Source organism: Bradyrhizobium sp. 63_E2_N1_3, assembly GCF_052076005.1.
In the GTDB taxonomy this organism is placed as follows: Bacteria; Pseudomonadota; Alphaproteobacteria; order Rhizobiales; family Xanthobacteraceae; genus Bradyrhizobium; species Bradyrhizobium barranii.
Map to the genome: position 1 here is coordinate 2,860,018 of NZ_CP197235.1, position 21,432 is coordinate 2,881,449.

The 21,432-nt window shown below is 60.7% G+C and carries 19 protein-coding genes and 1 pseudogene; 13 read left to right on the plus strand and 7 right to left on the minus strand.

Annotated elements, in window-relative coordinates; genetic code table 11:
- Nucleotides 1–375 precede the first annotated feature (375 nt).
- The 3 genes from AB7531_RS13270 (at nt 376) to AB7531_RS13280 (ending at nt 2,372) form a co-directional block, all read left to right on the plus strand.
- Entirely contained in the window at nt 376–894 is a 519-nt protein-coding gene (locus AB7531_RS13270) for a Cache 3/Cache 2 fusion domain-containing protein (RefSeq protein ID WP_063982057.1), read from the plus strand.
- Between the two features lie 328 nt (nt 895–1,222).
- The gene (locus tag AB7531_RS13275) at nt 1,223–1,576 is read left to right on the plus strand and encodes a hypothetical protein (protein WP_063982058.1); all 354 of its coding nucleotides are present in this window, start codon (nt 1,223–1,225) and stop codon (nt 1,574–1,576) included.
- A 556-nt stretch (nt 1,577–2,132) separates the two neighbouring features.
- Nucleotides 2,133–2,372: a hypothetical protein gene (locus AB7531_RS13280; RefSeq protein WP_187387993.1), complete on the plus strand. Its 240-nt coding sequence runs from the start codon at nt 2,133–2,135 to the stop codon at nt 2,370–2,372.
- A 5-nt stretch (nt 2,373–2,377) separates the two neighbouring features.
- On the opposite strand, the pseudogene AB7531_RS13285 reads toward AB7531_RS13280, so the two are convergent.
- Nucleotides 2,378–2,491, minus strand: a pseudogene (locus AB7531_RS13285) (hypothetical protein); the annotation flags it as partial.
- Between the two features lie 385 nt (nt 2,492–2,876).
- Between AB7531_RS13285 and AB7531_RS13290 the strand changes: the two are divergent.
- The 9 genes from AB7531_RS13290 (at nt 2,877) to AB7531_RS13330 (ending at nt 14,157) form a co-directional block, all read left to right on the plus strand.
- Nucleotides 2,877–5,027: an acyltransferase family protein gene (locus AB7531_RS13290; protein ID WP_084795043.1), complete on the plus strand. Its 2,151-nt coding sequence runs from the start codon at nt 2,877–2,879 to the stop codon at nt 5,025–5,027.
- Nucleotides 5,028–5,387: 360 nt separating this feature from the next.
- Nucleotides 5,388–5,840 carry an IS66-like element accessory protein TnpA gene (gene tnpA / locus AB7531_RS13295; RefSeq protein WP_144030647.1) on the plus strand — a complete coding sequence of 151 codons (453 nt, stop codon included), beginning with the start codon at nt 5,388–5,390 and terminating at the stop codon, nt 5,838–5,840.
- A complete protein-coding gene (gene tnpB, locus AB7531_RS13300) occupies nt 5,837–6,193 on the plus strand; it encodes an IS66 family insertion sequence element accessory protein TnpB (protein ID WP_007606730.1) in 357 nt (118 codons plus the stop codon). The genes tnpA (AB7531_RS13295) and tnpB (AB7531_RS13300) overlap by 4 nt, the downstream gene beginning before the upstream one ends.
- A gap of 69 nt (nt 6,194–6,262) precedes the next feature.
- A complete protein-coding gene (gene tnpC, locus AB7531_RS13305; protein ID WP_354132706.1) occupies nt 6,263–7,792 on the plus strand; it encodes an IS66 family transposase in 1,530 nt (509 codons plus the stop codon).
- A 109-nt stretch (nt 7,793–7,901) separates the two neighbouring features.
- Complete coding sequence (locus AB7531_RS13310; RefSeq protein ID WP_063982062.1) at nt 7,902–8,291, plus strand: tyrosine-type recombinase/integrase; 390 nt, start codon at nt 7,902–7,904, stop codon at nt 8,289–8,291.
- Nucleotides 8,292–8,646: 355 nt separating this feature from the next.
- Nucleotides 8,647–10,509 (plus strand): acyltransferase family protein, encoded by a 1,863-nt coding sequence (locus tag AB7531_RS13315; RefSeq protein WP_187387994.1) that lies wholly within the window; start codon nt 8,647–8,649, stop codon nt 10,507–10,509.
- Between the two features lie 319 nt (nt 10,510–10,828).
- On the plus strand, nt 10,829–11,020 hold the full coding sequence (locus AB7531_RS13320; protein WP_063982064.1) for a hypothetical protein: 192 nt from the start codon (nt 10,829–10,831) through the stop codon (nt 11,018–11,020).
- Nucleotides 11,021–11,078: 58 nt separating this feature from the next.
- Nucleotides 11,079–11,345 carry a hypothetical protein gene (locus tag AB7531_RS13325; protein ID WP_354102597.1) on the plus strand — a complete coding sequence of 89 codons (267 nt, stop codon included), beginning with the start codon at nt 11,079–11,081 and terminating at the stop codon, nt 11,343–11,345.
- 1,453 nt (nt 11,346–12,798) lie between these two features.
- Nucleotides 12,799–14,157 (plus strand): hypothetical protein, encoded by a 1,359-nt coding sequence (locus AB7531_RS13330; protein WP_354100732.1) that lies wholly within the window; start codon nt 12,799–12,801, stop codon nt 14,155–14,157.
- Nucleotides 14,158–14,590: 433 nt separating this feature from the next.
- Here the strand turns inward: AB7531_RS13330 and AB7531_RS13335 are convergent, their stop codons facing one another.
- Entirely contained in the window at nt 14,591–15,193 is a 603-nt protein-coding gene (locus tag AB7531_RS13335; RefSeq protein ID WP_063982066.1) for a helix-turn-helix domain-containing transcriptional regulator, read from the minus strand.
- Between the two features lie 111 nt (nt 15,194–15,304).
- Between AB7531_RS13335 and AB7531_RS13340 the strand changes: the two genes are divergently transcribed.
- Nucleotides 15,305–16,087 carry an outer membrane protein gene (locus tag AB7531_RS13340; RefSeq protein WP_063982067.1) on the plus strand — a complete coding sequence of 261 codons (783 nt, stop codon included), beginning with the start codon at nt 15,305–15,307 and terminating at the stop codon, nt 16,085–16,087.
- A 400-nt stretch (nt 16,088–16,487) separates the two neighbouring features.
- On the opposite strand, the gene tnpC (AB7531_RS13345) is transcribed toward AB7531_RS13340, so the two are convergent.
- The 5 genes from tnpC (AB7531_RS13345) to AB7531_RS13365 form a co-directional block, all read right to left on the minus strand.
- Entirely contained in the window at nt 16,488–17,966 is a 1,479-nt protein-coding gene (gene tnpC, locus AB7531_RS13345) for an IS66 family transposase (protein WP_063986009.1), read from the minus strand.
- A 122-nt stretch (nt 17,967–18,088) separates the two neighbouring features.
- Nucleotides 18,089–18,445 (minus strand): IS66 family insertion sequence element accessory protein TnpB, encoded by a 357-nt coding sequence (tnpB, locus tag AB7531_RS13350; RefSeq protein WP_063980520.1) that lies wholly within the window; start codon nt 18,443–18,445, stop codon nt 18,089–18,091.
- Nucleotides 18,442–18,873, minus strand: a complete 432-nt coding sequence (tnpA, locus tag AB7531_RS13355; protein WP_063980519.1) for an IS66-like element accessory protein TnpA — start codon at nt 18,871–18,873, stop codon at nt 18,442–18,444. Before tnpA (AB7531_RS13355) ends, tnpB (AB7531_RS13350) begins: the two co-directional genes overlap by 4 nt.
- A 141-nt stretch (nt 18,874–19,014) precedes the next feature.
- Nucleotides 19,015–20,544, minus strand: a complete 1,530-nt coding sequence (locus AB7531_RS13360; protein WP_441279968.1) for an FAD-dependent monooxygenase — start codon at nt 20,542–20,544, stop codon at nt 19,015–19,017.
- Between the two features lie 229 nt (nt 20,545–20,773).
- Complete coding sequence (locus tag AB7531_RS13365; protein ID WP_063982070.1) at nt 20,774–21,118, minus strand: response regulator; 345 nt, start codon at nt 21,116–21,118, stop codon at nt 20,774–20,776.
- Nucleotides 21,119–21,432 lie beyond the last annotated feature (314 nt).

The following is a 21,432-nucleotide window of genomic DNA, read 5'->3' on the forward strand; positions in this document are numbered from 1 at the left end:
TCCGGTCTGCCCAACAGAGCGCATTTCTGTGATTGCTCGAGTGCCGCCGGGCTCGTCAGTTTCGGGTACCCCGACTACAAATCTAATGCAGGACCTTGAAGCAGAGTGAACCGTGTACCAACGCGCGGGCCGCGACCGCGCTTTGCGGCAAGGCAGAAGTGATGTAACTTCTCTTGCGAGCTGCCATGAGGACGTGCCGACAGTCCTGTATTCGCCAATTATCTTAGCGGCAGCGCTGATGCCGTCGGCGGGCAAATTCTTAGACCTGTAATCTCTGGTCTGTTCAATCGCAGTCAAAACCGAGGCGCGAATGTCGTGCACACCGCGTGATGTGCGCGTGAAGGAAAATGCCGTATTTCACATCAGGAGCTTACAATGGATCGGAAAACCTTTCTGGTCGGCATTATGGCCGCCGCATGCCTTGTTGCACTAACGCCGGGCACCGGGCACGCCCAAGCGGATCCGAGAGTAACGAAATCGATGGAAACCTTAAAAGCTATGACGGCGAAATTAGGAGCCCCCAAGCTCGAAGGAAGGGAAGCTGTTGGGGGTAAAGACGCACCCGCTCTGCATTTCGGCACGACTAAGATCAATAACAACTTTGACATCGTCGACGCGGTTGGAAGCGAGGACGGCAAAGGGATGACGGCCACGCTGTTTGCAAAAGACGGAGGCGAATACGTCCGAGTGTCCACAAGTGTGCCAAAACCCGATGGAAGCGGCCGAGCAGTTGGCACCGTCCTGGCCGGGCCAGCGCTTGAAGCGATCAAGGCGGGGAAGAGCTATTACGGCGAGGTGCCTATACTGGGTACGCCCTACATAACCGGATACGAACCGATCAAGGACAGTACGGGCGCCGAAATCGGCACCTATTACGTCGGCTACAAGAAGTAGTTGAGAGCCATGAGAAATCGTCTGGCAACACTGGACGCGCGGCCGTAGCTGTCGAGGTCCGAGTTGGGTCAAAACCGGCAATACTCTGGTTGGCAGAGAATTTCTGCTCAAATCCCAAAAACCGACGTCGCCGATTTGCCGGTTGGAATGACGGCGCCGGCGCGACCCGCACCCGGAGCCGCTTTGGCGTCTTTGACACGTCGGGCAACACACTGGCATAATACTATCATTGAGACGATTTCGTTCGTACCCGCGCCGGAGATTCATCCGCCGCGGGTTTTTTTATTCTCGAACCAGGACCGGACCTGATTGCAACGGGGTTTTTCAGATGACCGAATTGGTGAACAAGCGTTCTGAAGTGGCGTTGGTGAGGGAGGCGGCTCGCAGAACTTTGAAGCAGCGAACGATGACTGAGATCAAATCCTTTGCGCGGACGCACACGGTACACGCCGTGAATACTCTCGTGAAGATCATGCTCGACAAGAATGCTCCAGCGCATGCACGTGTCTCGGCCGCCAATGCCATTCTCGATCGCGGATGGGGCAAGCCGTTGCAGCCCATCGCGAATGAAGACGGTAAGCCCTTGAGTTCATTCATCGCATCGAGCGGGTCATTGTACATCCCGGCGACGGTCAAACGTTCGACGCCCATGTTGAGGAATCCGTGCTCCGCGAACCGCTAAGCGTTCTTGGAAGCATCGGCGCGACGGGCGATTTCGACGTCTCTCACGAAGAGCTTTGGCTGCGTTCGCAGGAGAATACATGAGCACTGACCGACAGAAGCCGCGCCAACCGCGGATTGAGCCAGATCCCCCAGCTCAAGGCATTGCGGAATTGACCGGTTGGCCGCGCTGGATGGCCGACGCGCTTACATACAGACCACAGAGCCCGGCTCTAGACGTCGGCTCGCCGGGTGAAACGGCTGCATTGGAGGGCAACGCGACCGGTTCGGTGGGCTTGGCGTCTCTCTAGTGCAAGTCTCAAAAGTCCCTGAAAACACTGACGATCACTACAATATGTTAGGGGGCGTACCCCCCAAAGGTCAAGTCGAGGCAAGCCGAATTGATGTGACCGTTGTGACAGTGCTGTGACCACAATTTGCCGACGCACGCGCGGCATGGGGGAAACTTGCAAGCGTCAACCTATCTGATGCCCCCGCAAAAATAATCCGTCATTTTTCGCAAGTTTAAGTTGGCGCACATCCCAGCGTGTACTTGTCGGACACAGGAGAGCTCGTGCATGAACCCGAATCTTACTCCTGTTACTTCATACGTGATCGACAACGTGCACCACGCGCACGACGAAGTATGCGAGAGGACGGACCTCGTCGAGCGCGAAGGCGAAACAGATCAGTTCCCAGTTGGTGCGCCTGAAGACATCGCGTTCGATCCACCCAGGATGAACGTGCGAAATGTTGAGGCAGCCCTATCGGTCATGAAAGTCGATCCGGCCAAGGTAAAATGCGTAGCGTCCCAATAAAGCCAATGGCCTGCGTGATACGTTGGGCACGTTTGGTCGCAGAGATAATCGACCGGTTTGAGCAAGTCGACCCTTCCGGGATACTTAGACTGAACGTGAAAGCGCCTGAGGCTGCTCATATGAAGGTGCTCACGCCATATGACCCTCGGGAAGGGATCAGTTTAGCTGCGGCAGCTAGAAGGGCAGGAAAATCTGAGACCACGATCCGGAATTGGTGTCCTCAACATGGACTTGGCCGGCGGGTCGGTGGTGGCGTTTGGGTCGTCAGTCAAGTTGCACTTGCCATGTTCCTAGACGGGGATGAGGCGGCGCTCGCGGCTTACCATGCGGGCGATCATTCGAACTTGCGAGTGGTGCGGTACGTTGATCGCTTCGGCGTCCCGCTGCCCAAACCCTCCAAATGTCCAGAATAGGTGATTTTCGACAGCGGAATAGAAACGCTTGGAAATAATTAGACACATATCGAAAAACATGCCACGACGCACCTAGGGTGGAACGAGCGGCATGATCCATACTGTGGTTGGGGTGCTTCGCAACGCTACTCAGTTGCGACAGCATTATTCCCGGATGCAAGGCGCCCGCAGACAAGCGGAGTTGCTCGACAGTTTTCCGCGAGACGCGCCAACAAAAACATTTGTCGAGTTTGGATCTTATCCAGGGCAGTTCAACCGCGCCGGACGCGCGCCGATCAACACAACTACGCTCGCCCAAAGCTATCGCCCCGATATCGACGGGTTGCGGGCGGTGGCTGTGCTTTTGGTGGTGATCTTCCATGCGTTCCCTAATGAAGCGTGGCTTCCTGGCGGCTTTGTTGGCGTTGACGTGTTTTTTGTCATCTCCGGATATCTCATCTCGAAAATCCTGTTCAGCGAAATCGAGCAGCACCGCTTCTCCTTGGCGGGCTTTTATGGGCGCCGCATCAGGCGCATCTTTCCTGCCCTCGCCGTATGCCTCACCGCCGTCTTGGTATATGGCTTCGTCGTATTGATGCCCTCGCAGCTTGCTCAACTCGGCAAGCAGGTATTTTTCGGGGCCAGCTTCCTGTCTAACATCGCGCTCTGGAGCGAGAGCGGGTACTTCGACGGTGCCGCTACTTCAAAGCCGCTACTGCATCTTTGGTCTTTGGGGATTGAAGAGCAGTTTTATATTCTCTGGCCACCGCTGCTTTGGGTTGCTTTCAAACTAAAGGCTACGATTGGGCGATTGACAGCTGGGTTGCTTGTGGCCTCCTTTGTGGTCAACTTGGCTCTCTCGCTCACTGACACATCGAGCGATTTCTACCTGCCGGTCTCCCGCTTCTGGGAACTACTGGCGGGTGCAGCACTGGCTTGGCGACCGGATATCAATCTCAAAGCAAGCCTCAGGCATGTAATTTCAATTACGGGCATTGCAGCCATTGCAATCTCTGCGGCTTCGTTCGCACCCGAGATGCGCTTTCCCGGATGGCTCGCTTTGCTACCTGTGGCGGGGTCGATCGCGGTCATCATGGCGGGACCAAATGCCATTGTTAACAAAACGATCCTTTCAAACCGCGCTGCGGTATCCATAGGCCTTATCAGCTATCCCCTATACCTTTGGCACTGGCCACTGATCGCCTTCTCCTATGTTATCCGAGGGAAGCCCCCAACCTCTCTTATGGCTTTCGGACTTGTGGTTGCGAGCTTGCTGCTAGCTTGGGCCACGTATCGTTTCATTGAGCAGCCCGTTCGTCTTAATTCAAATCGCTTTCGATACACTGCCATTGCGGCGGCATGCGTCGCCGTGCTTGGCGCTTCTGGCTTGATGGTATCGATCATAGGTGGTGTGCCTCAACGGTTTCAGGCCAGCCTTGATCTGGAGAAGATGAATGCTGCCACTCTCGATGAGACCTACGCGCCGACGAAGGGCATGAACGTTCTTGAATTTGATCGCCGCAGAAATTCCGTAGTGGCGCAGATCGGACAAGGCGACCGTAAAGTCGCGCTGGCAGGCAATAGCACAATGTTCCACTACGGCCCTCGTTTGCAGCAACTCGAAGACCAAGGGCAGTTGGCGGTCAGCGCTTATTTTGTGACAGGCCCAGCATGCCCGTTGGTGCCTGGCGTGACCGCACGCGATGAATTTGCAGACTGCGGCGTCGTCGTGAACAGATTGTCGGAACTGGTACGAAGAGAGAAAGTGCAAGCGGTCGTTATCAGTCCTCATTATTGGCCAAGGAAACATGCCTTCATCGAACGGGCTGGCACGTCAATCCCTCTGGAGGGAGGAGACGAAGGCAGGCGCGCTTTCTATGCCAATCTCGAAGATTTTGTTCGCGAATTGAAGCGAAACGCGACGGTTTACCTTGTGCTAGGCGCGCCGCAGTCCCCTACCGCTCTAAATCCCCAACGCATGGTCACTCGAAGTGTCACTGGGATTCGTGTCGATCCGAATGCCCAATCATCCGTGCGAATTACCGATTTGCGAGCGCCTTTTGCTCAGCATGACGCAGATCTACGCACCGTCGCGGAGCGCACGGGCGCGAAGTTGCTAGATGTCTTTCCTGACGTTTGCGGTAACGGTGAGATGTGTTCACCCTTTTTTGGAGCGCGCGAGCCGATATTTTCGGACGGCGTCCATTTGCGTCCTGTGTTTGTACGGGAGCATTTGCACTTCCTGGATTTTCTTTTGATGTAGTGCCTCTCTTTTTACCGCAATGTCCGAGTGTCGTCCCTTCTCGGAAGAAGGCAGATCCGAGACCGGCCCAGATGCGCGCCGGAAAGTTCGCGGCTTTCACCAAACTCGTAACACCAGCAGCGTTGGCATGGCCACGCATCATCCATCTCGCGTATTTACAACCTCATGCAGAGCGCATGAGGACAAGAAATGGACGACCCCACCAGGTTTGAACAATTGGTGAAATTTCGTGCGCCGACTGGTTTGTCGGAAGCGATTGACGGCGCGGCCAGACTGAAGTGGCGTAAGCGCTGTTTCGGTCCCACCTTCCATTGAAGGCGTCGAGCGAGGAATGATCGATCTCTGATTGGAGATCGGCTTGTGTCTAAGCTTGAACATATGCTTGAGCCCAGGACCTCGGTTCGTCTGGTCGAGGTCATCACGGAGAGCGGCCGACGCCGGCAGTTCTCGGCCGACGACAAGGCGCGGTTCGTCGAGGAGACGCTGGCCCCGGGAGCCGTGGTATCGGAGGTCGCGCGGCGGCACGGATTGTCGCCGCAACAGCTGTTTACGTGGCGCCGGCAAATGCGACAGCCGGTTGCGATCCCTGTGGCTCCCGAGCCGCAGACGTTCGTGCCCGCTGTCGTTACCCCATCGTCCACGCCGCCGGAGCGCTCACCGCGGCAGCGCCGACGCCTCCGGAAGGCGCTCGAGGGCGCCGAGAACAGCAGCATCATCGAGCTCGAGATCAACGGCGTCGCGGTCCGGGTCGGCCGCGGCGCGGATGCCGCGACGATTGCGGCCGTGATCCATGCGCTGAAGACCTGCACGTGATCGGTCCGACGGGCGCGGTGCGGGTGATGGTGGCGACCAGGCCGGTCGACTTCCGCAAGGGTGCCGAAGGGCTCGCGGCCCTGGTGCGTGAGAGCATCCAGGCCGATCCGTTCTCCGGCGCCGTGTATGTGTTCCGCGCCAAGCGCGCCGACCGGGTAAAGCTGATCTATTGGGACGGCACGGGTGTGTGCCTGTTCGCCAAGCGGCTTGAGACCGGTTCGTTCTGCTGGCCCAACGTGCAGGACGGCGTCATTCGCCTGACCGCGGCGCAGCTGTCAGCCTTGCTCGAAGGACTAGACTGGAAGCGCGTCCACGCCGCGCGCGAGACACCGTCGCCGATCCAAGCGAGTTGAACTGCGGCACAGTGAATCAGTATGCATGTCGCGCTCGCGGGATGCCGCGACGCATGGTGTAATCGCATCATGGCGACGACGGCCGACACGCTTCCGGACGATCCCGGCACGCTCAAGGCGATGCTGCTGGCCGAACGGGCGCGCGCCGCGCGGCTCGAGCAGATCATCAAGGAGTTGCAGCGTCATCGCTTCGGCCGCCGGGCCGAGACGCTGCCGGAGGACCAGTTGCTGCTCGGCCTGGAGGAGGTCGAGCAGGTCGAGGCGAGCAGTGATGCGGCGACCGATGCAGCCAATGCTGCCGAGCGATCGAGCCGAGCCGCACGGCGCCGCAGGAACAGAGGAGCGTTGCCGGCGCATCTGCCGCGGGTCGAGATGCTGGTCGACCTCGACGATCACGCCTGCCCGTGCTGTCAGCAGGCGCTGCACCGGATCGGCGAGGATGTGAGCGAACGACTGGATATCGTCCCGGCCCAGTTCCGGGTCCTAGTCGTAAGGCGGCCGAAGTATGCCTGCCGGGCCTGCGAGACCATGGTACAGGCACCGGCGCCAGCGCGGCTGATCGAGGGCGGGCTACCGACCGAAGCCACCGTGGCGCAGGTACTCGTCGCCAAATATGCCGACCATCTGCCGCTGTATCGGCAGGCTCAAATTTACGCCCGCCAGGGCCTCGAGCTGGATCGCTCGACCCTGGCCGATTGGGTCGGGCGGGCAGCCTTCCTGTTGCGGCCGGTGCATGAGCGACTGCTCGCGAGGCTGAAGCAGTCGCCAAAACTGTTTGCCGACGAGACCACCGCCCCGGTGCTCGATCCCGGACGCGGCCGCACCAAGACCGGCCAGCTCTGGGCCTATGCCCGCGACGACCGGCCCTGGGGCGGCACGGACCCGCCCGCCGTCGCCTATGTCTACGCTCCCGATCGCAAGGCCGAACGGCCGATCGTCCACCTCGCGGGTTTTGCCGGCATCCTCCAGGTCGACGGCTATGCCGGCTATCGGGTCATGGCCGAGCGCGGTGACGTAGAACTGGCGTTCTGCTGGTCCCATGTGCGCCGGCGCTTCTACGAACTCGCCGCGGCCGGTCCCGCACCGATCGCCAGCGAGGCACTCGAACGTATCGCCGGGCTCTACGTCATCGAAGCCGAGATCCGCGGCCGCACCGCCGACGAGCGTCGCGCCGTCCGCCAAGAGAAGAGCCGGCCGATCGCCGACGAGTTCGAACCCTGGATGCGCGCCAAGCTTGGTCTGATTAGCCAGAAGACCAAACTCGCGGAGGCCGTCCGATATGCGCTGTCGCGTTGGGACGGGCTGACGCGCTTCATTGCCGACGGCCGCGTCGAGATCGATTCCAACGTCGTCGAGCGCGCTATCCGCCCAATCGCGCTCAACCGCAAGAACGCCCTGTTCGCTGGCTCGGACGGCGGCGGCGAACACTGGGCCGTCATCGCCTCACTGATCGAAACCTGCAAGCTCATCGGCGTCGAACCCCACGCCTATCTCGCCGACGTCATCACCCGCATCGTCAACGACCACCCGAACAGCCAGATCGACGAACTGCTACCCTGGGCCTATCTCGCTACCCAAGAACGCTGGCGCGTGGCCTGAGAACATCGCTTACGAAGTGGCAGTCGAAATCCGAATACATTCGGCAGTCGGTAATCGTAAGACTGAAGGCGGACGGCATCGATCCGCGGCAGTTCGCTGGGGTGGCCTAATGGTGGCCCAAGGCGTAACCATAGCCATTGCTCGAGGATCTTCCACAAGCTGTCCGGTTGTCGCTCTGCGGGAATGGCTCGACGCGGCTGGCATTGAAGCCGGGCCAGTGTTCCGACCGGTCAACAAAGCCGGCACGGTGAGCGTGGGTAGGCTCACTGATCGATCGGTCGCCAACATCGTGAAGGTCTACGCTGGCGCCGCCGGCTTGGACGAAAAGCAATTCTCCGGGCACTCGCTGCGCCGCGGCTTCCTCACCTCGTCTGCTGCTGCGGGAAAGTCCATCTTCCGAATTCGAGACGTGAGCCGGCATAAGTCAATCGAGACGATGAGCGGCTACGTCCAAGAGGCGGAACTTTTTAAGGATCATGCTGGCGCCGGCCTGCTGTAGAGGTGTTCATGATTGTCGCGGTCTTATTGGCAACTAGCGTTGCTCAGATGCCTCCTGCCCCGCGGTTTAATCCGGAAATTTGCGCCAACGTCCAACGGACCGGACCAGGCTACATTGTCATGAAGGAAACGTGGGTGCTGCCCCGCCTGAAGTTGACTGCTGGTCAGCGCAGGCCGAGAGGACATGAACGTCGCGGGCCGCCTGCTGACCAATTTGATAGAAAAGACCTGCGCAGCACCTGCCAGTTAGTCGATTTCCGCCCCCGGAATAGTCCCGCTCGCGCAATGGTTGCCCTTGTGTGCTCGTTACGCTTTATTGCCCAATGTTTCTGGGGGCGCTGGCCGGGCGCTGGGACATGGGCAATCAAGCTATTTATAGACCGCACATTGACGGGCTCCGCGCCATCGCGGTTTCGCTGGTCGTCTTGTTCCACGCCTATCCGTCCACCTTCCCAGGCGGGTTCATTGGCGTTGACATCTTTTTCGTCATCTCCGGCTACTTGATCACGGGCATTATTGCTCGGGACGTTGGCGCGGGCCGCTTCGATCTGGCTGGCTTCTACGCAAGGCGAGCTCGCCGAATATTCCCGGCGCTTCTGGTTGTGCTGGCCGCCGCATTGGCCCTCGGCTACAGGTTGATGCTTCCAGACGCCTATCGGCAACTTGGCATCGACACGGCGGCGAGCGCGGCGTTCTCTGCCAATATCGCGCTCATGATGCAGTCCGGCTACTTCGACGTGGAATCGGCGAAGAAGCCACTTCTGCATTTATGGTCGCTCGGCATCGAAGAGCAGTTTTATCTTTTCTGGCCATTGGTTTTAATTGTATTTGCCCGCAAAGGCCTAAGCCTGTTCCGGGCGTCGCTGTTCCTCGGCTTGGCTTCATTCGCGCTAAATTTGGCGCTGATCGGCAATCACCCCATTGCGGCTTTCTATCTGCCGGTCACCCGAGCCTTTGAGCTTTTCGCGGGCGCAGCGCTTGCTTTGGGCTGTCGCGAGGCCTCGGAAGGGCGATGGCAGGACATTCGAGCACTGGCAGGCGCACTGTTGATCGGCTGCACGGTGGTTCTATTCGATAGCGCCACTCCATTTCCTGGCTGGCGGGCTGCGCTGCCCGTTATCGGAACGCTGCTTGTGCTTTCGTCTCCCGGCGCGTGGGGGTGCCGAGTCATTCTTGCCAGCCGACCGATGGTGTGGGGTGGTTTGATCAGTTATCCGCATTACCTCTGGCACTGGCCGCTGCTTGTCTACTTCGCGATGATCAAAACCGCCTCACTGACCGAAATCGAGCGTGGCCTAGTCATCAGCCTCAGCTTGCTGCTGGCATGGGTGACCTATCGGTTCATTGAATTTCCAATCCGGTTCGGCCGCAGCCAACCACTCAAGACCTGCGGCCTAGTCGCGGGGATGATGGCAATCGCGGCCGCCGGCATAATTGTGGTTCGATCGGATGGCTTTGACGGGCGGTTGCCTCCGCAGGTCCGAGCGATAGCTTCCATCCGCACGGATGGCTCTGGCTGGCGAGTCGGCGAATGCCTTCTCGATCTGAGTCAAAAAACAGATTACGCCGAAACGTGCGTCGATCACGGCAAGCGCCCGATGGTTTTCCTATGGGGCGATTCGACGGCCGGTGCGCTTCTGCCTGGACTGCGCCGAGCCCAAGAAACGCGCGAATTTGGCATTGCGCAATTCACTGCCAGCTCTTGCATGCCCGATCTGGACGGCCCTGCGAATTGCCGTGAAAACAATGCACGAGTGCTCGAAATCGCGGTGAAGATGGACCCGGAGGTTGTGCTGCTGCATGCCTACTGGGGTCTAAACTTGGATGGCGTGGCCGGCATTGTCGCGGCCCTGAAACAGCGCACTCACGCCCGTATAGTGGTCCTCGGTCCCGTGCCGGTGTGGCGGCGCGGCCTACCGCAGGAGGTCATTTTGCATTACTTGCAACATCAGGAATTGATCCCCGAAAGATCCAATATAGGAGTTTCCCTGAATTGGCAGGATGCCCCCATGCGGGCGAAGCTGGAACAGCTTGGAGCTGAGTTCATCTCGGCACGGGATGCACTCTGCGACCATCGGGGGTGTTTGACGAGAATTGGACCAACGGCGGCCGATCTCACCTCAAGCGATACAGTTCACCTCACTGACCGCGCATCTATTCTTCTAATGGCGACGGTGATCGATAAGGTGCTTTGGGGTCCACGAGCGCTAGCCTATTGACCTATAGCTTGGGCTCGACCGCTTCAGCCCTGCGAAATCCGGCGGCTGGCTCCTTGTCCGACTCCCTCGTAATCTTGGGCCATGACCAAGGCAGAGAACAGAGCGGCGGCGAGGGATGGGCCTATCGGTGGCATGGGCTATCGCCACTTAAAAACGGCCCCGGCATGGCTTTTGAGGTGTGAAGGCCGGGGCCGTTGGAGTTACCTTGGCGGTAATGGGGTCGCCACGGTGATCACGAGCATAGGAAAAACCGGCAATCAGTTCTGTCCACTTGTGCCCAAAGCGGTATAGTTCCTCATCGGGAACGGAACCGATCGCAATGAAGGACATGCAGGCTCAGTTAGAAAAGCTCCGCACGGATGCTGCCGAGTGCGCCTTGATCCGCGATCTTGCTACTGAACCCAAGAAGCGAGAACTGTTCACAAGGCTGGCCGAGCATCTGACAGTTCTGGCCGACGAGGTTGAACACGCCATTGCTGTTGCGGGACCTGAGCTGAAGCGGAAGGAATGACCGAACGAGGCTGGGTCGGCGTTTCGAGGATCCGGTCAAGATTGGCGAACGCACTCTGGTGACGCTCCTCGACGCCGGCGAGTACATCGCCGCGCTACCGAAGAAGGAGCACGCCGCACCGGAGTGGCAAGCGGCGATGGAAGCCTTGATCCTGGTGGCGGAAGGTGGCGGCCCGACGATGTTCGCTCGGATCGGCATCATGCGGGCATTGAACCGGCACCACGTCCCGAGCTTAACCCGAAGGGAAAGGAGCCCCATTGGGGCCGGCGCAAGCTCAAGAGGGATCAGTAGAGAGGCCGCCGACCGACGCGGCCTTACTTTTTGAATAGCAGAATGAACACTACGACGACTGGTATGGCCCCGGCCGCGCAGATGAAAAACCGAAAACCCCATTCCTCACGCATCACCCAACATAGCTGGGACTCTTTTCCTTGGCATGTGCAGCATTGTGCCAATTCGGCGCGAGACAGTGTCGAAAACCGGCAAGTAGGCCAACTGAGGCGGCCTTAATGTCGGCGCCACCGCAGACCAGAGGCCCCGGCCTCAATAGCTCGGCGATCTAGGTAGTTTGCCGCCAAGACGCAGACCACCACCATCAAATTCGAAACGAGCGCCCAAAAGATCATTCTCTCCGCCTCCCGTTAGTGTCAGCCCCCCGCCGACGTGACGCCGGCGGGGATTCTTGCAGTGAATCGTTTTGGCTTATTCCGGATCAAACGAGAGTCAGCTCAACGGCTTAGACCGCGATTCCACTGACGAAGAGCCCGCCAGCGTGAGCCGGCGGGCCCTCTATACACATGCGGGCCCGCGGTAATTGCATCACCGTCTCCGCCGATCAATCTTACTGTGGCTAATGAAGAACAAAGCGGCCAGCACGCCAATTGCGGCGGGTATAACAAGGCTGAGACAGTCCATGACGCACCGCCTTTCAGCAAAGGAATCGTCAACCACCGAGAGCAAGCAAAACCGGCCAGAGGCTTGCAAGGAGCCAGAGCATCAGACCAAAACAGGCCCCAATGCCCATCAACGTAATGACGGCCTGAGGATTTCTGAAGATCATCGCGTGCCAACTTAACACCGATCGGAAATCTCCGTACAGAGCCGAATGGGTAGAAAGCTGTGAGAACAAGCCTGCTTCAGTTAGCGGCCCGCCAGTGTCAGCTGACGGGCCCGCATTGTTGTCGATAACTAACGAATCTAGACCGGCTGGTTCACGACCAGAGGCTCTCCGAGACAATCTCGACGCGCGTCATAGTACCGTCGAGATACGCAGGCGCATCGAGCGGCCGCGGTGAACGAATGTCGCCATAGGCTTTCATTGGATTCTCTCTCTTATACTTTGCGACAATCTCCCGTCCCAGCGCGTTAAAGGGGTGATTTTTGAGCGACCCGCTGAGGTCGTGCCTGGCAGCGATATCCCGCTTTACATACCCGAAGACGGTGACTTCGAGTGGCTGTCCAGCTTCGCACCACGTAACCTCCAACAGGACACTCGCAACGATATTGTTGCCGACCTGTGGGTCGAGCTTCGGTGAGATGCGTGATGTCGTGAAGTGAGCCGATCGAAGTCGCGCGTACAAGAGACGCAGCGGCCTCCTGCAAGTCGAGCAAGGCTTGCCGCTGAACCTCTATTTTGCGGGCTAATCTCTGCTCTCGCGCGACAGCTTGCCGATACGACCAGAGGGTGCTCGCTTCCGACGCAGGATCTAAACTCCCGTGTTCAATTGAAGGACTTGCAGTTCGCGCGCCGGTTGAGTAGCGTCCGGCGGGGCTGAGAAATGCATAGTCACACGCGCTTTTTGTGCGTGGGCATCCTTGCGATGCTCGCGTCGTATTTTTTGCTTTGGCCGGTCTGGCGGGCTCAATTCCCGATCGAGATTTGGTTCACCGAGTCGTGGAACGCGTTCCATCAGGATATCGCGGCCGCTGGGCTGCCTCTCTATCCAGGCAGCGATCAGCTCGTCGTTAACAACTACCCTCCGCTTTCCTTCTTAGTCATCGGCGAGCTCGGCAAGCTGTTCGGTGACAATCTCTATGTCGGACGGGTGCTCTCGTTCGTTGGGCTGCTAGCGCTGGCCGTGGAGATCACGCTGGCCGTAAGGATCTTGGCCGGGTCGTTCTCTGCCGGCGTCGTCGGCGGGATGTGGTTCGTCGCTCTGATGGCGCACAATGCCGCCCTCTATGTTGGAGCGAACGACCCGCAGATTGCGGGGCAGGCGATCATGGGCGCTGCCCTGGTGTGGTTCCTCGCCCGAGAAAAGGCTGGCCGATCAGCGCTTCCGCCGCTGTTGCTGATGGTTCTGGCAGGCTTCTGGAAACACAACATCATCGCGATCCCGGCGGCGGCCGTTCTGTGGCTATGCCTGCGCGACTGGCGCTCTGCTGCACGGCCCGTGCTGATCAGTGGCGGGGCGGCAGCGGCGGGGCTCGCCCTCTGCGGCGCTGTCTTCGGACCTCAGTTCTTCGCCAATCTGCTCACTGCTCGCGCCTATTCGGTGGGGCATCTGGTGAGCCAGTTGGGGCATCTGCAATGGCTGGCACTCGCGGCGATCCTGTGGGGGTCGTGGGCGTGGTTCGACCGGGCCAGCTACGCCGCGCGCTTTACGGCGCTGCATTCCGCTGTTGCGCTGGCCTCCTGCCTCACGCAATGGCTCGGCGATGGCGTCTTCGGGAATGCTGAGTTCGACCTTACGATCGCGCTCGCGATCGGTCTCGGCGCGACCTTGGCGCGGATCGCCGCTTCGCCAATAGCCGCGGCGATCGGCCTGAACCGATCGCGAGTGATGGTGGTTGTCGCGTTGGCGCTGCGGTTGGTCTTGTCCGGTCGACAGGAAAGCGCCCAAGTACTGCTTGATCCGCAATTCCGCGCCCGCTACGCGACCGCCGCCGCCGCCATGACCGCGGCGGCGGTGAGCGTCTCGAAGATCCCCGGGGCGGTCTACTGCATGAAGAACAACCTCATCTGCCGGGCAGCCGGCAAAAGCTTCGTGGTCGACGACTTCAAGACGGATCAGCTTTTGGCGACGGGGAAGGCAACCGAAGCCGATCTCTCGGCCATGTTCCAGAACCGCGGAATTACGGTGGTCGAAGGCGCGTCGCTGACTTACGCAGCAGCGCCTCTCTGGCAAACTCCTTAGCCTTCGCCATGGCTTGTTCGCTCGTGAGCTGCTCGGGCCGCAGCCGCGAAACTTCTGGGTTACGCAATGACGAATCAGCGAGCGGGCTCAACGTCCCGGGGAGCTAGCGCAGGGCAGGGATTCCGAAATGCACGGGCTGACGCTTTCCACCCATTCGGAAAGTACCACCTATTTGGAAAGAGGGGGGAGCGAAGTCGATCTCAAGGGCTTCGCTTTCGAGGCTGGCGAGGTGTCGAAGGGTTATACAAGCCGCCCAGTCTGGCTCGACATTGCTAAGCTCGCGGATCATTACCGTGAGGTACTCGCCCGCCGCCGCACTGGTCGCAGGACGCGGTCCTGCACATCATGCGAGGCCAGCGGGTTTTCTGGCTTGAAAGAGTTTCCCGTACGAGGCCGCATATAGGTGCCGGGACGGGGCTCAACTTGAGAAACTCTAAGGCCGCTCGACCAGGGTCTTTCGCGGTCGACCAAGCTTCGGACGGGGTGGCCTGGCCTTGGGCTCAGTCGACGGCACGACCTCCAGCCTGACCCGGAAAGTCTCAAAGAGACTTAGGACCCGGCTTAGCTGCGGATCGACGGTTCCTCCGAACGTCTTGTAAACCGTCGTCCGCATAATGCCGAGTTCGCGCGCGAGCGAGGTGACGTTCTGCGATTTGACGACGGTGCTCAGCTCCCGGATGGTGTCAGTCGGATCGTCGAAAGCGAAGGCTTGACTGAGCCGTGTAGCGATCGCGCTCGGGCTGGCGATCCCGGACGCAGGCGTAACCCGGGCCTTTACGTTCAGCGCTTCGAGCAGCCTAAGAACCCGGCTGAGCTGCGGGTCGATTCGACCGCCAAACGTCCTATAGAGGGTGTCGCGTCGAAGGCCCGCGTCCCGTGCCAGGATCTGTACGTTATGAGCTCGCGTGACGAGGCTGAGCGCCGTCTTAGCCTTCAGTATCTCGTTTTCTTCAAAGTTATCAGATAGATAGATGGCGATAGCCGCTGGATTGTCGCGGACTAAATTGGCTATGTCTTCTTCGTTGCCAGCCAGCATTTCCAGAGCGTTTGTCCGTCACTGTGGCCTTCCAGCTACAGCATTATCGGCCAATACGTCTAGATTACCTCACAGACATCGACGACGCTTCCACTTGGGGTAATTTCGACAATGAAAAAGACTTTGCTCGCTCTCGCCGCGGTTGTGGCGATGACCGGTTCGGCCTCGGCCGCTGACCTGGCTGCCCGCCCTTACGTGAACGCTCCGATGCCGGCGCCGGTCGCCAACTGGACCGGCTTCTACATTTTTGGCGGTGGCGGTGGCGGCCTCTCGAATGCTGACCAGAGCGTTGTGGATACGGTTTCCGGTACGCCGCTGACGATCACCCAGCGTCAGGGCGGCTCGGGCTGGTTCGGCACCGTGGGCGCCGGTTACGACTGGCAGTTCAGCGGCACCTGGGTCGCTGGCGTGTTCGCTGACGGTCAGTTCGGCAGCATCCGCGCCACCATCCAGGATCCGCTCAATCAGATCACGGGCTCCCAGAAGCTCGAGACGTCGTGGGCCGCTGGTGTGCGCCTCGGCTGGCTGGCCGCCCCGAACGTTCTTACCTACGTCAACGGCGGTTACTCGGGCGCCCACTTCGGCCAGACCAACTTCACGGACCTCGCCGGCGTTCCCGTCGGTGCCCACCTCAACAGCTACAACCGCAACGGTTGGTTCATCGGTGGCGGCGTCGAGAACAGCCTGAACTTCTTCGGCATCAGCTCGCCCGGCTGGTTCATGAAGACCGAATATCGTTCGGCCTTCTACAACGCCAAGACCCAGGACGAGCTGTTCGACGCTGGCAATGTTCCGGTCGGCAACAGCATCCGCGCCAACAGCTGGAATCAGACGATCTCGACCTCGTTGGTCTACCGCTTCAACTGGACCGGTCCGGTTGTCGCGAAGTACTGATCTGAACTCAACTTCAGACGTCAAAGCCCCGGCATCGCCGGGGCTTTTTCGTTTGTCCTGAACGCTCGTGCAACACGAAGTGCGATGGGATCCAGGCAAACGCCTAGCGCTGGAATATGCAAAATGACCTGCACGATCACATTGAATGCCGAATTACGCTCGCCCGGACCTCCGCGGCGGGCTTTGTCGTTTCGGCCGGTAATGAAGGTCGGGGTGCTTTCGGCCTCGGCTACGTTGCCGGCGGCTGTGGCTAAGCGTTCTTGGAAGCTTCGGCGCGACGGGCGATTTCGACGAAGAGCTTTGGCTGCGTTCGCAGCAGAATACATGAGCACCAACTGGTAGAAGCCGCATCAACCACGGGTTCCAAAAACTTGATGTAGATCAAGCGTAAGCGTCGTTATCAGGCCACGGCTTTGAGGAACTGAGTGCGGTAGGCCCAAGGCAATAGCTGGTCGATGTCGCGGTTCGGATGACCACTGACGATCCTGGTCAGGACGTCGGTGAGATAGGCAAGCGGATCGACGTCGTTGAGCTTGCAGGTCTCGACCAGGGACGCGACGACCGCCCAGTGTTCGGCACCACCGTCGGATCCGGCAAACAGCGCGTTCTTGCGACTGAGCTTGATGCCGCGGATCGATCGTTCGACCGTATTGTTGTCGAGCTCGATGCGACCGTCATCGATGAAGCGCGTCAGCCCCTGCCAGCGCGAGAGAGCGTAGCGGATGGCGGCGGCGAGCTTGATCTTCTGGCTGATGAGAGCCAGCTTGGCGCGTAGCCAAGCCTCGAAGGCATCGGCCAGCGGTCGGCTTTTCTGCTGACGCACGAGACGGCGCTCCTCCGGGCTGCGGCCGCGGATCTCCTTCTCGATCGCGTAGAATGCGGCAATGTGCTTCAGCGCCTCGCTTGCGATCGGCGCGGGGCCCGCCGTCGCGAGTTCGTAGAAGTTGCGCCGCATGTGCACCCAGCAGAAGGCGAGCTCGACCTCGCCGCGCTCGGCAAGCTTTGGATAGGCGGTGTAGCCATCGACCTGCAGGACGCCCTTGTAGCCGGCAAGATGGCTGAACAACCGCTCGGCCTTGCGGTCGGGTGCATAGACATAGGCGATGCCGGGCGGATCGAGGCCGCCCCAGGGCCTGTCGTCGGCGGCATAGGCCCAGAGCTGGCCGGTCTTGGTGCGCCCTCGACCGGGATCGAGCACCGGCACCGTCGTCTCGTCGGCGAACAGCTTGGACCTCGCTCGAAGCATCGTGAGAAGGCGCTCATGCAGCGAGCGCAGGTGGAAGGCGGCATGCCCAACCCAGTCCGCCAGCGTCGATCGATCGAGAGCGATGCCCTGGCGGGCATAGATCTGGGCCTGCCGGTAGAGCGGCAGATGATCGGCATATTTGGACACCAGAACCTGGGCGACCGTGGCCTCGGTCGGCAGGCCGCCCTCGATCAGCCGGGCCGGAGCCTCGGCCTGCACGACACCATCCTCGCAGGCACGACAGGCGTATTTGGGACGCCGGGTAACGACAACGCGGAACTGCGCCGGCACCATGTCCAGCCGCTCGCTCTTGTCTTCACCGATCCGATGCAGTTCGCCCTGGCAGCAGGGGCAGGTCTTGTCGTCGATGTCGACGACGACCTCGATCCGCGGCAGATGCGCCGGCAGTGCCCCGCGGTTGACGCGGCGCTTGCGCGCCCGTTCCGCCCGACCTTCCGGGGCGGTCTCGTCCTGACCGGCCTCGGCAGAGGCCGCGACCTGCTCGACGTCCTCGAGGCCCAGCAGCATCTGTTCCTCAGGAAGCGACTCCGCCCTCCGGCCAAAGCGATGACGCTGCAATTCCTTGATGATCTGGCGCAGCCGCTCGCTCTCGTGCCGCTCGGCAAGCAGCATCGCCTTCAGCGTCTCGGGATCATCAGGAAGGTTATCGCTCACGGGCAAATCAGAGCATATTCGCGCCCGCCTGACGACGTACTCGATGCCTCTGATTCACTTCGCCGCAGCGCGGCCCACAATTATCCGGCTTGCGTCGGGACGACCGTCTCCCGTGCCGCGTGGACACGCCGCCAATCGAGCCCTTCGAGCAGCGCCGACAATTCTGCCGCTGACAAACGCATCACGCCATCCTCGATCTTCGGCCAGCGGAAGACGCCTTCCTCGAGCCGCTTGGCGAACAGGCACAAACCCGTACCATCCCAGAAGATCAGCTTGATCCGGTCCGCGCGCTTGGCACGGAAGACATAAACAGCACCCGAGAACGGATCGGCCTTCATGTGCTCGCGTACCAACATAGCAAGCCCTTCCATTCCCTTGCGGAAGTCGACTGGCTTGGTTGCCACCATCACCCGGACAGTGCCGGACGGGCCGATCACCGGCTTGCCTTCAACGCATGGACGATGGCCGCAATCATCGCCACGTCCGCGCCTTGGCCGACCCGGATAGTGACGCCTTCGGCTTCGATCTCGATGCCCCCAACATCCGGCTTGGCCTTCCGTCGCGCTGTCTTGCGCTCACGGCCCGCAACCGCGACCGGCGCCATGGCGTCTACCACCGCAGGTACAAACTGCGGATCGTTAGCCATCGGCGCCGGCTGCCGGCGCGCTTGCCGGCGCCAAGTGAACACTTGTTGTGGGGTCAGCCCGTGTCGCCGGGCAATCTCGGAAACGACCGCGCCTGGTACCAGCGTCTCCTCGACAATCCGGGCCTTGTCGTCCTTGGAGAACCAACGACGTCGTCCCGTCTCCGTGATCACTTCCAACCGGCGCGCCGTTACATCCGACTTAAGCGTATGGTCAAACATAGACACAAACCGATCCCTTCAAAGAGATCGTGAAACTCGCCTATCCCATCTGCCCCGAAAAGGTGGGAGCGGAACGACGCTTACGATCAAGCCTGCGGAATGCCGCGGGCTCTTTTTGTTTCTAGGTGAGGCGCTCATGCGCTACGCCGCGGCAGCCGATCCAAACCAGATGATCAGCGCGTCCTCAAGTCCTCGCTGGCTTTCATCTCCGACCCACGCCACGTGCCCGTCCGGCCGAACCAGCACCGCTTCGGGCGCGGCGACCTGCCCGATGGCGGGGAGCTCCCACGCGCCGTCGTGGCTGGCGTTGATGACTCTGATGCGATCAGCCCTGGATACTATGTCGAAGCCGCCGGACTTGCCGAAATTGATCAGCAGCGCCTGCGCTCCGTGCAGCAGCGTGAACAATCTCTGTGGATAGCCGTCGACGATCAGGTCGAGATCGGGCATCCGGCGCCCGAGCAGTTCGTGTCCCTCGCCGAGATCATAGCGGATATCGAGCCCGCTCATCATCGCGCCAAAACGTTTGCGCGGTTCCTCCATGGCGAGCAGGTCGGACACCACATCGCGCGCGGCCCTGAGGCCGGCCTCGCCGCGGCGGAGCATGGCGATTTGCGCCATCGTGTTACGCAAGACGCGCGCGGCTACAGGATGACGTTCGGCGTGGTAGGTGTCGAGCAGGCCGTCGGGCGCAATGCCCCTGACCACCTGCGCCAGCTTCCAGCCGAGATTGACCGCGTCCTGCACGCCGGTGTTGAGGCCTTGCCCGCCGACGGAGTGATGGATATGCGCGGCATCGCCGGCGAGCAGCACGCGCTCCCGGCGATAGGACACGGCCTGCCGCGCCGCATCGGTGAAGCGGGAGATCCAGGCGGGGTTTTGGACCCCGAAGTCGGTGCCGAATACTGCGACGAGCGCATCGCTGAGATCGCGCAGTCCGGGTTCGCCGGTGCGGTCGAGCGTCGCTTCCGTCACGACGACCAGCACGCGACCGCTCTCCGCTTTGCTGAGGCCATGAAAGCCGATGGCGTCGTGGCGGAGGCCCCATACCGGCTCGTCCCGCATCTCGACTTCGGCCATGAGATTGCTGAGCGTTGGATCGAAGCCGGCGAAATCGATGCCGGCCCGCTTGCGCACCAGGCTGCGACCGCCGTCGCAGCCGACGAGATAGTTTGCGCGCAATGTCTTGCCGCCGGAGAGCGCAACGTCGATGCCGGTCGCGTCCTGAACGAAGCCCGTCACCTCGGAGTTTCGATAGATCGGCACCGCGAGCTCCTCGACCCAGTCGGCCATGATGCGCTCGATGTGGCTCTGCCGCAGCGCGAGGCCATAAGCGTGCCGGGTGGGGAGATCGCCGATGTCGAGCCTGGTCCAGGCGAAGCCTGCGAGCTGGGTGACTTGCCCCTCGCGCAGGAAGCGCTCCGCGACGCCGCGCTGATCGAGGATCTCGATGGTACGCGCGTGCAATCCGCCGGCCCGCGTACCGACGAGCTCCTGATCCGGGCGCCGCTCGACCACGGCGACGTCGACCTCGGCGAGCGCCAGCTCGGCGGCCAGCATCAAACCGGTCGGGCCGCCGCCGGCGATCACCACGGCATGGTGACTCGCGCGGCTGGCGCCGGCCCGCTCGGAACGGCCGCGCGGCCGGGACGACGGAAGCAATACAGGCATGTGGACCCCCTGCTTTGGATGTTCATTGGGTCGGGGGTTCTACGGCAGGGCGGGGGGCTTGAAGCAAGTCTCTTGCGCACCACATATCAAAGTGGGAGGGAGGGCTCCTTCTTCCGCGTTCGCCGCGTTGACACGTCGGGCAAAACACCGGCAGAATGGCATCATCAACATGAGTTTGGTTCGACCCGCGCGGGAGCCCCCGCCGCGGGTTTTCTTTTGGGCTCTGCGTTCAGCAAACGCCGGTGGTTCGCCGCATGGTGTCGGCGAGCTCCTCGAACGAAAACGGCTTCCGGATCATTGGCAGGCCTCCGCGCCGCGGCTCGCGCCCCGATAATTGCAGGATTTTCAATCCCGGGCGTAGCCGCTTCGCCAGTTCGGCCAGTTCGTGACCATCCATGCCCGGCATATTGATGTCCGTGATAAGGATGGAGATGTTCTCGTTCTGCCCGAGCTGATCGAGCGCATCCGGGCCGCTTTCGGCGCTTGTCACCTCGCAGCCGAGATCTTCCAACATGCCCACGATGACGTCGAGGACGCCGGGATCGTCGTCAACAACCAGTACAGTGTGGCTCATCGCATGCACGTTCCTTTGACTAAAGGAATGAACGCGACGCTCTTCGGGTTAGTTCCGGCACGGTGTGGTCGAACGAGGGATGTTTGACATGTCGAAACACTGGCCAATGACATCATCGAGACGAGTTTGGTCACCCGCGCTGGAAGCACCCGCCGCGGGTTTTTCGTCTCGATTTTGAGATCGGACGGTGGCCGCGCATCCGGCCACGCACTCGCTAGACCACGTTCAAGGAACGCCGACCGGCGCGGCGCCGGGTCCGTTGCTCGCGCCGCTGCGGTCTCGGGGCTCACGGACATAGGGTTCGCGCCCGAAAC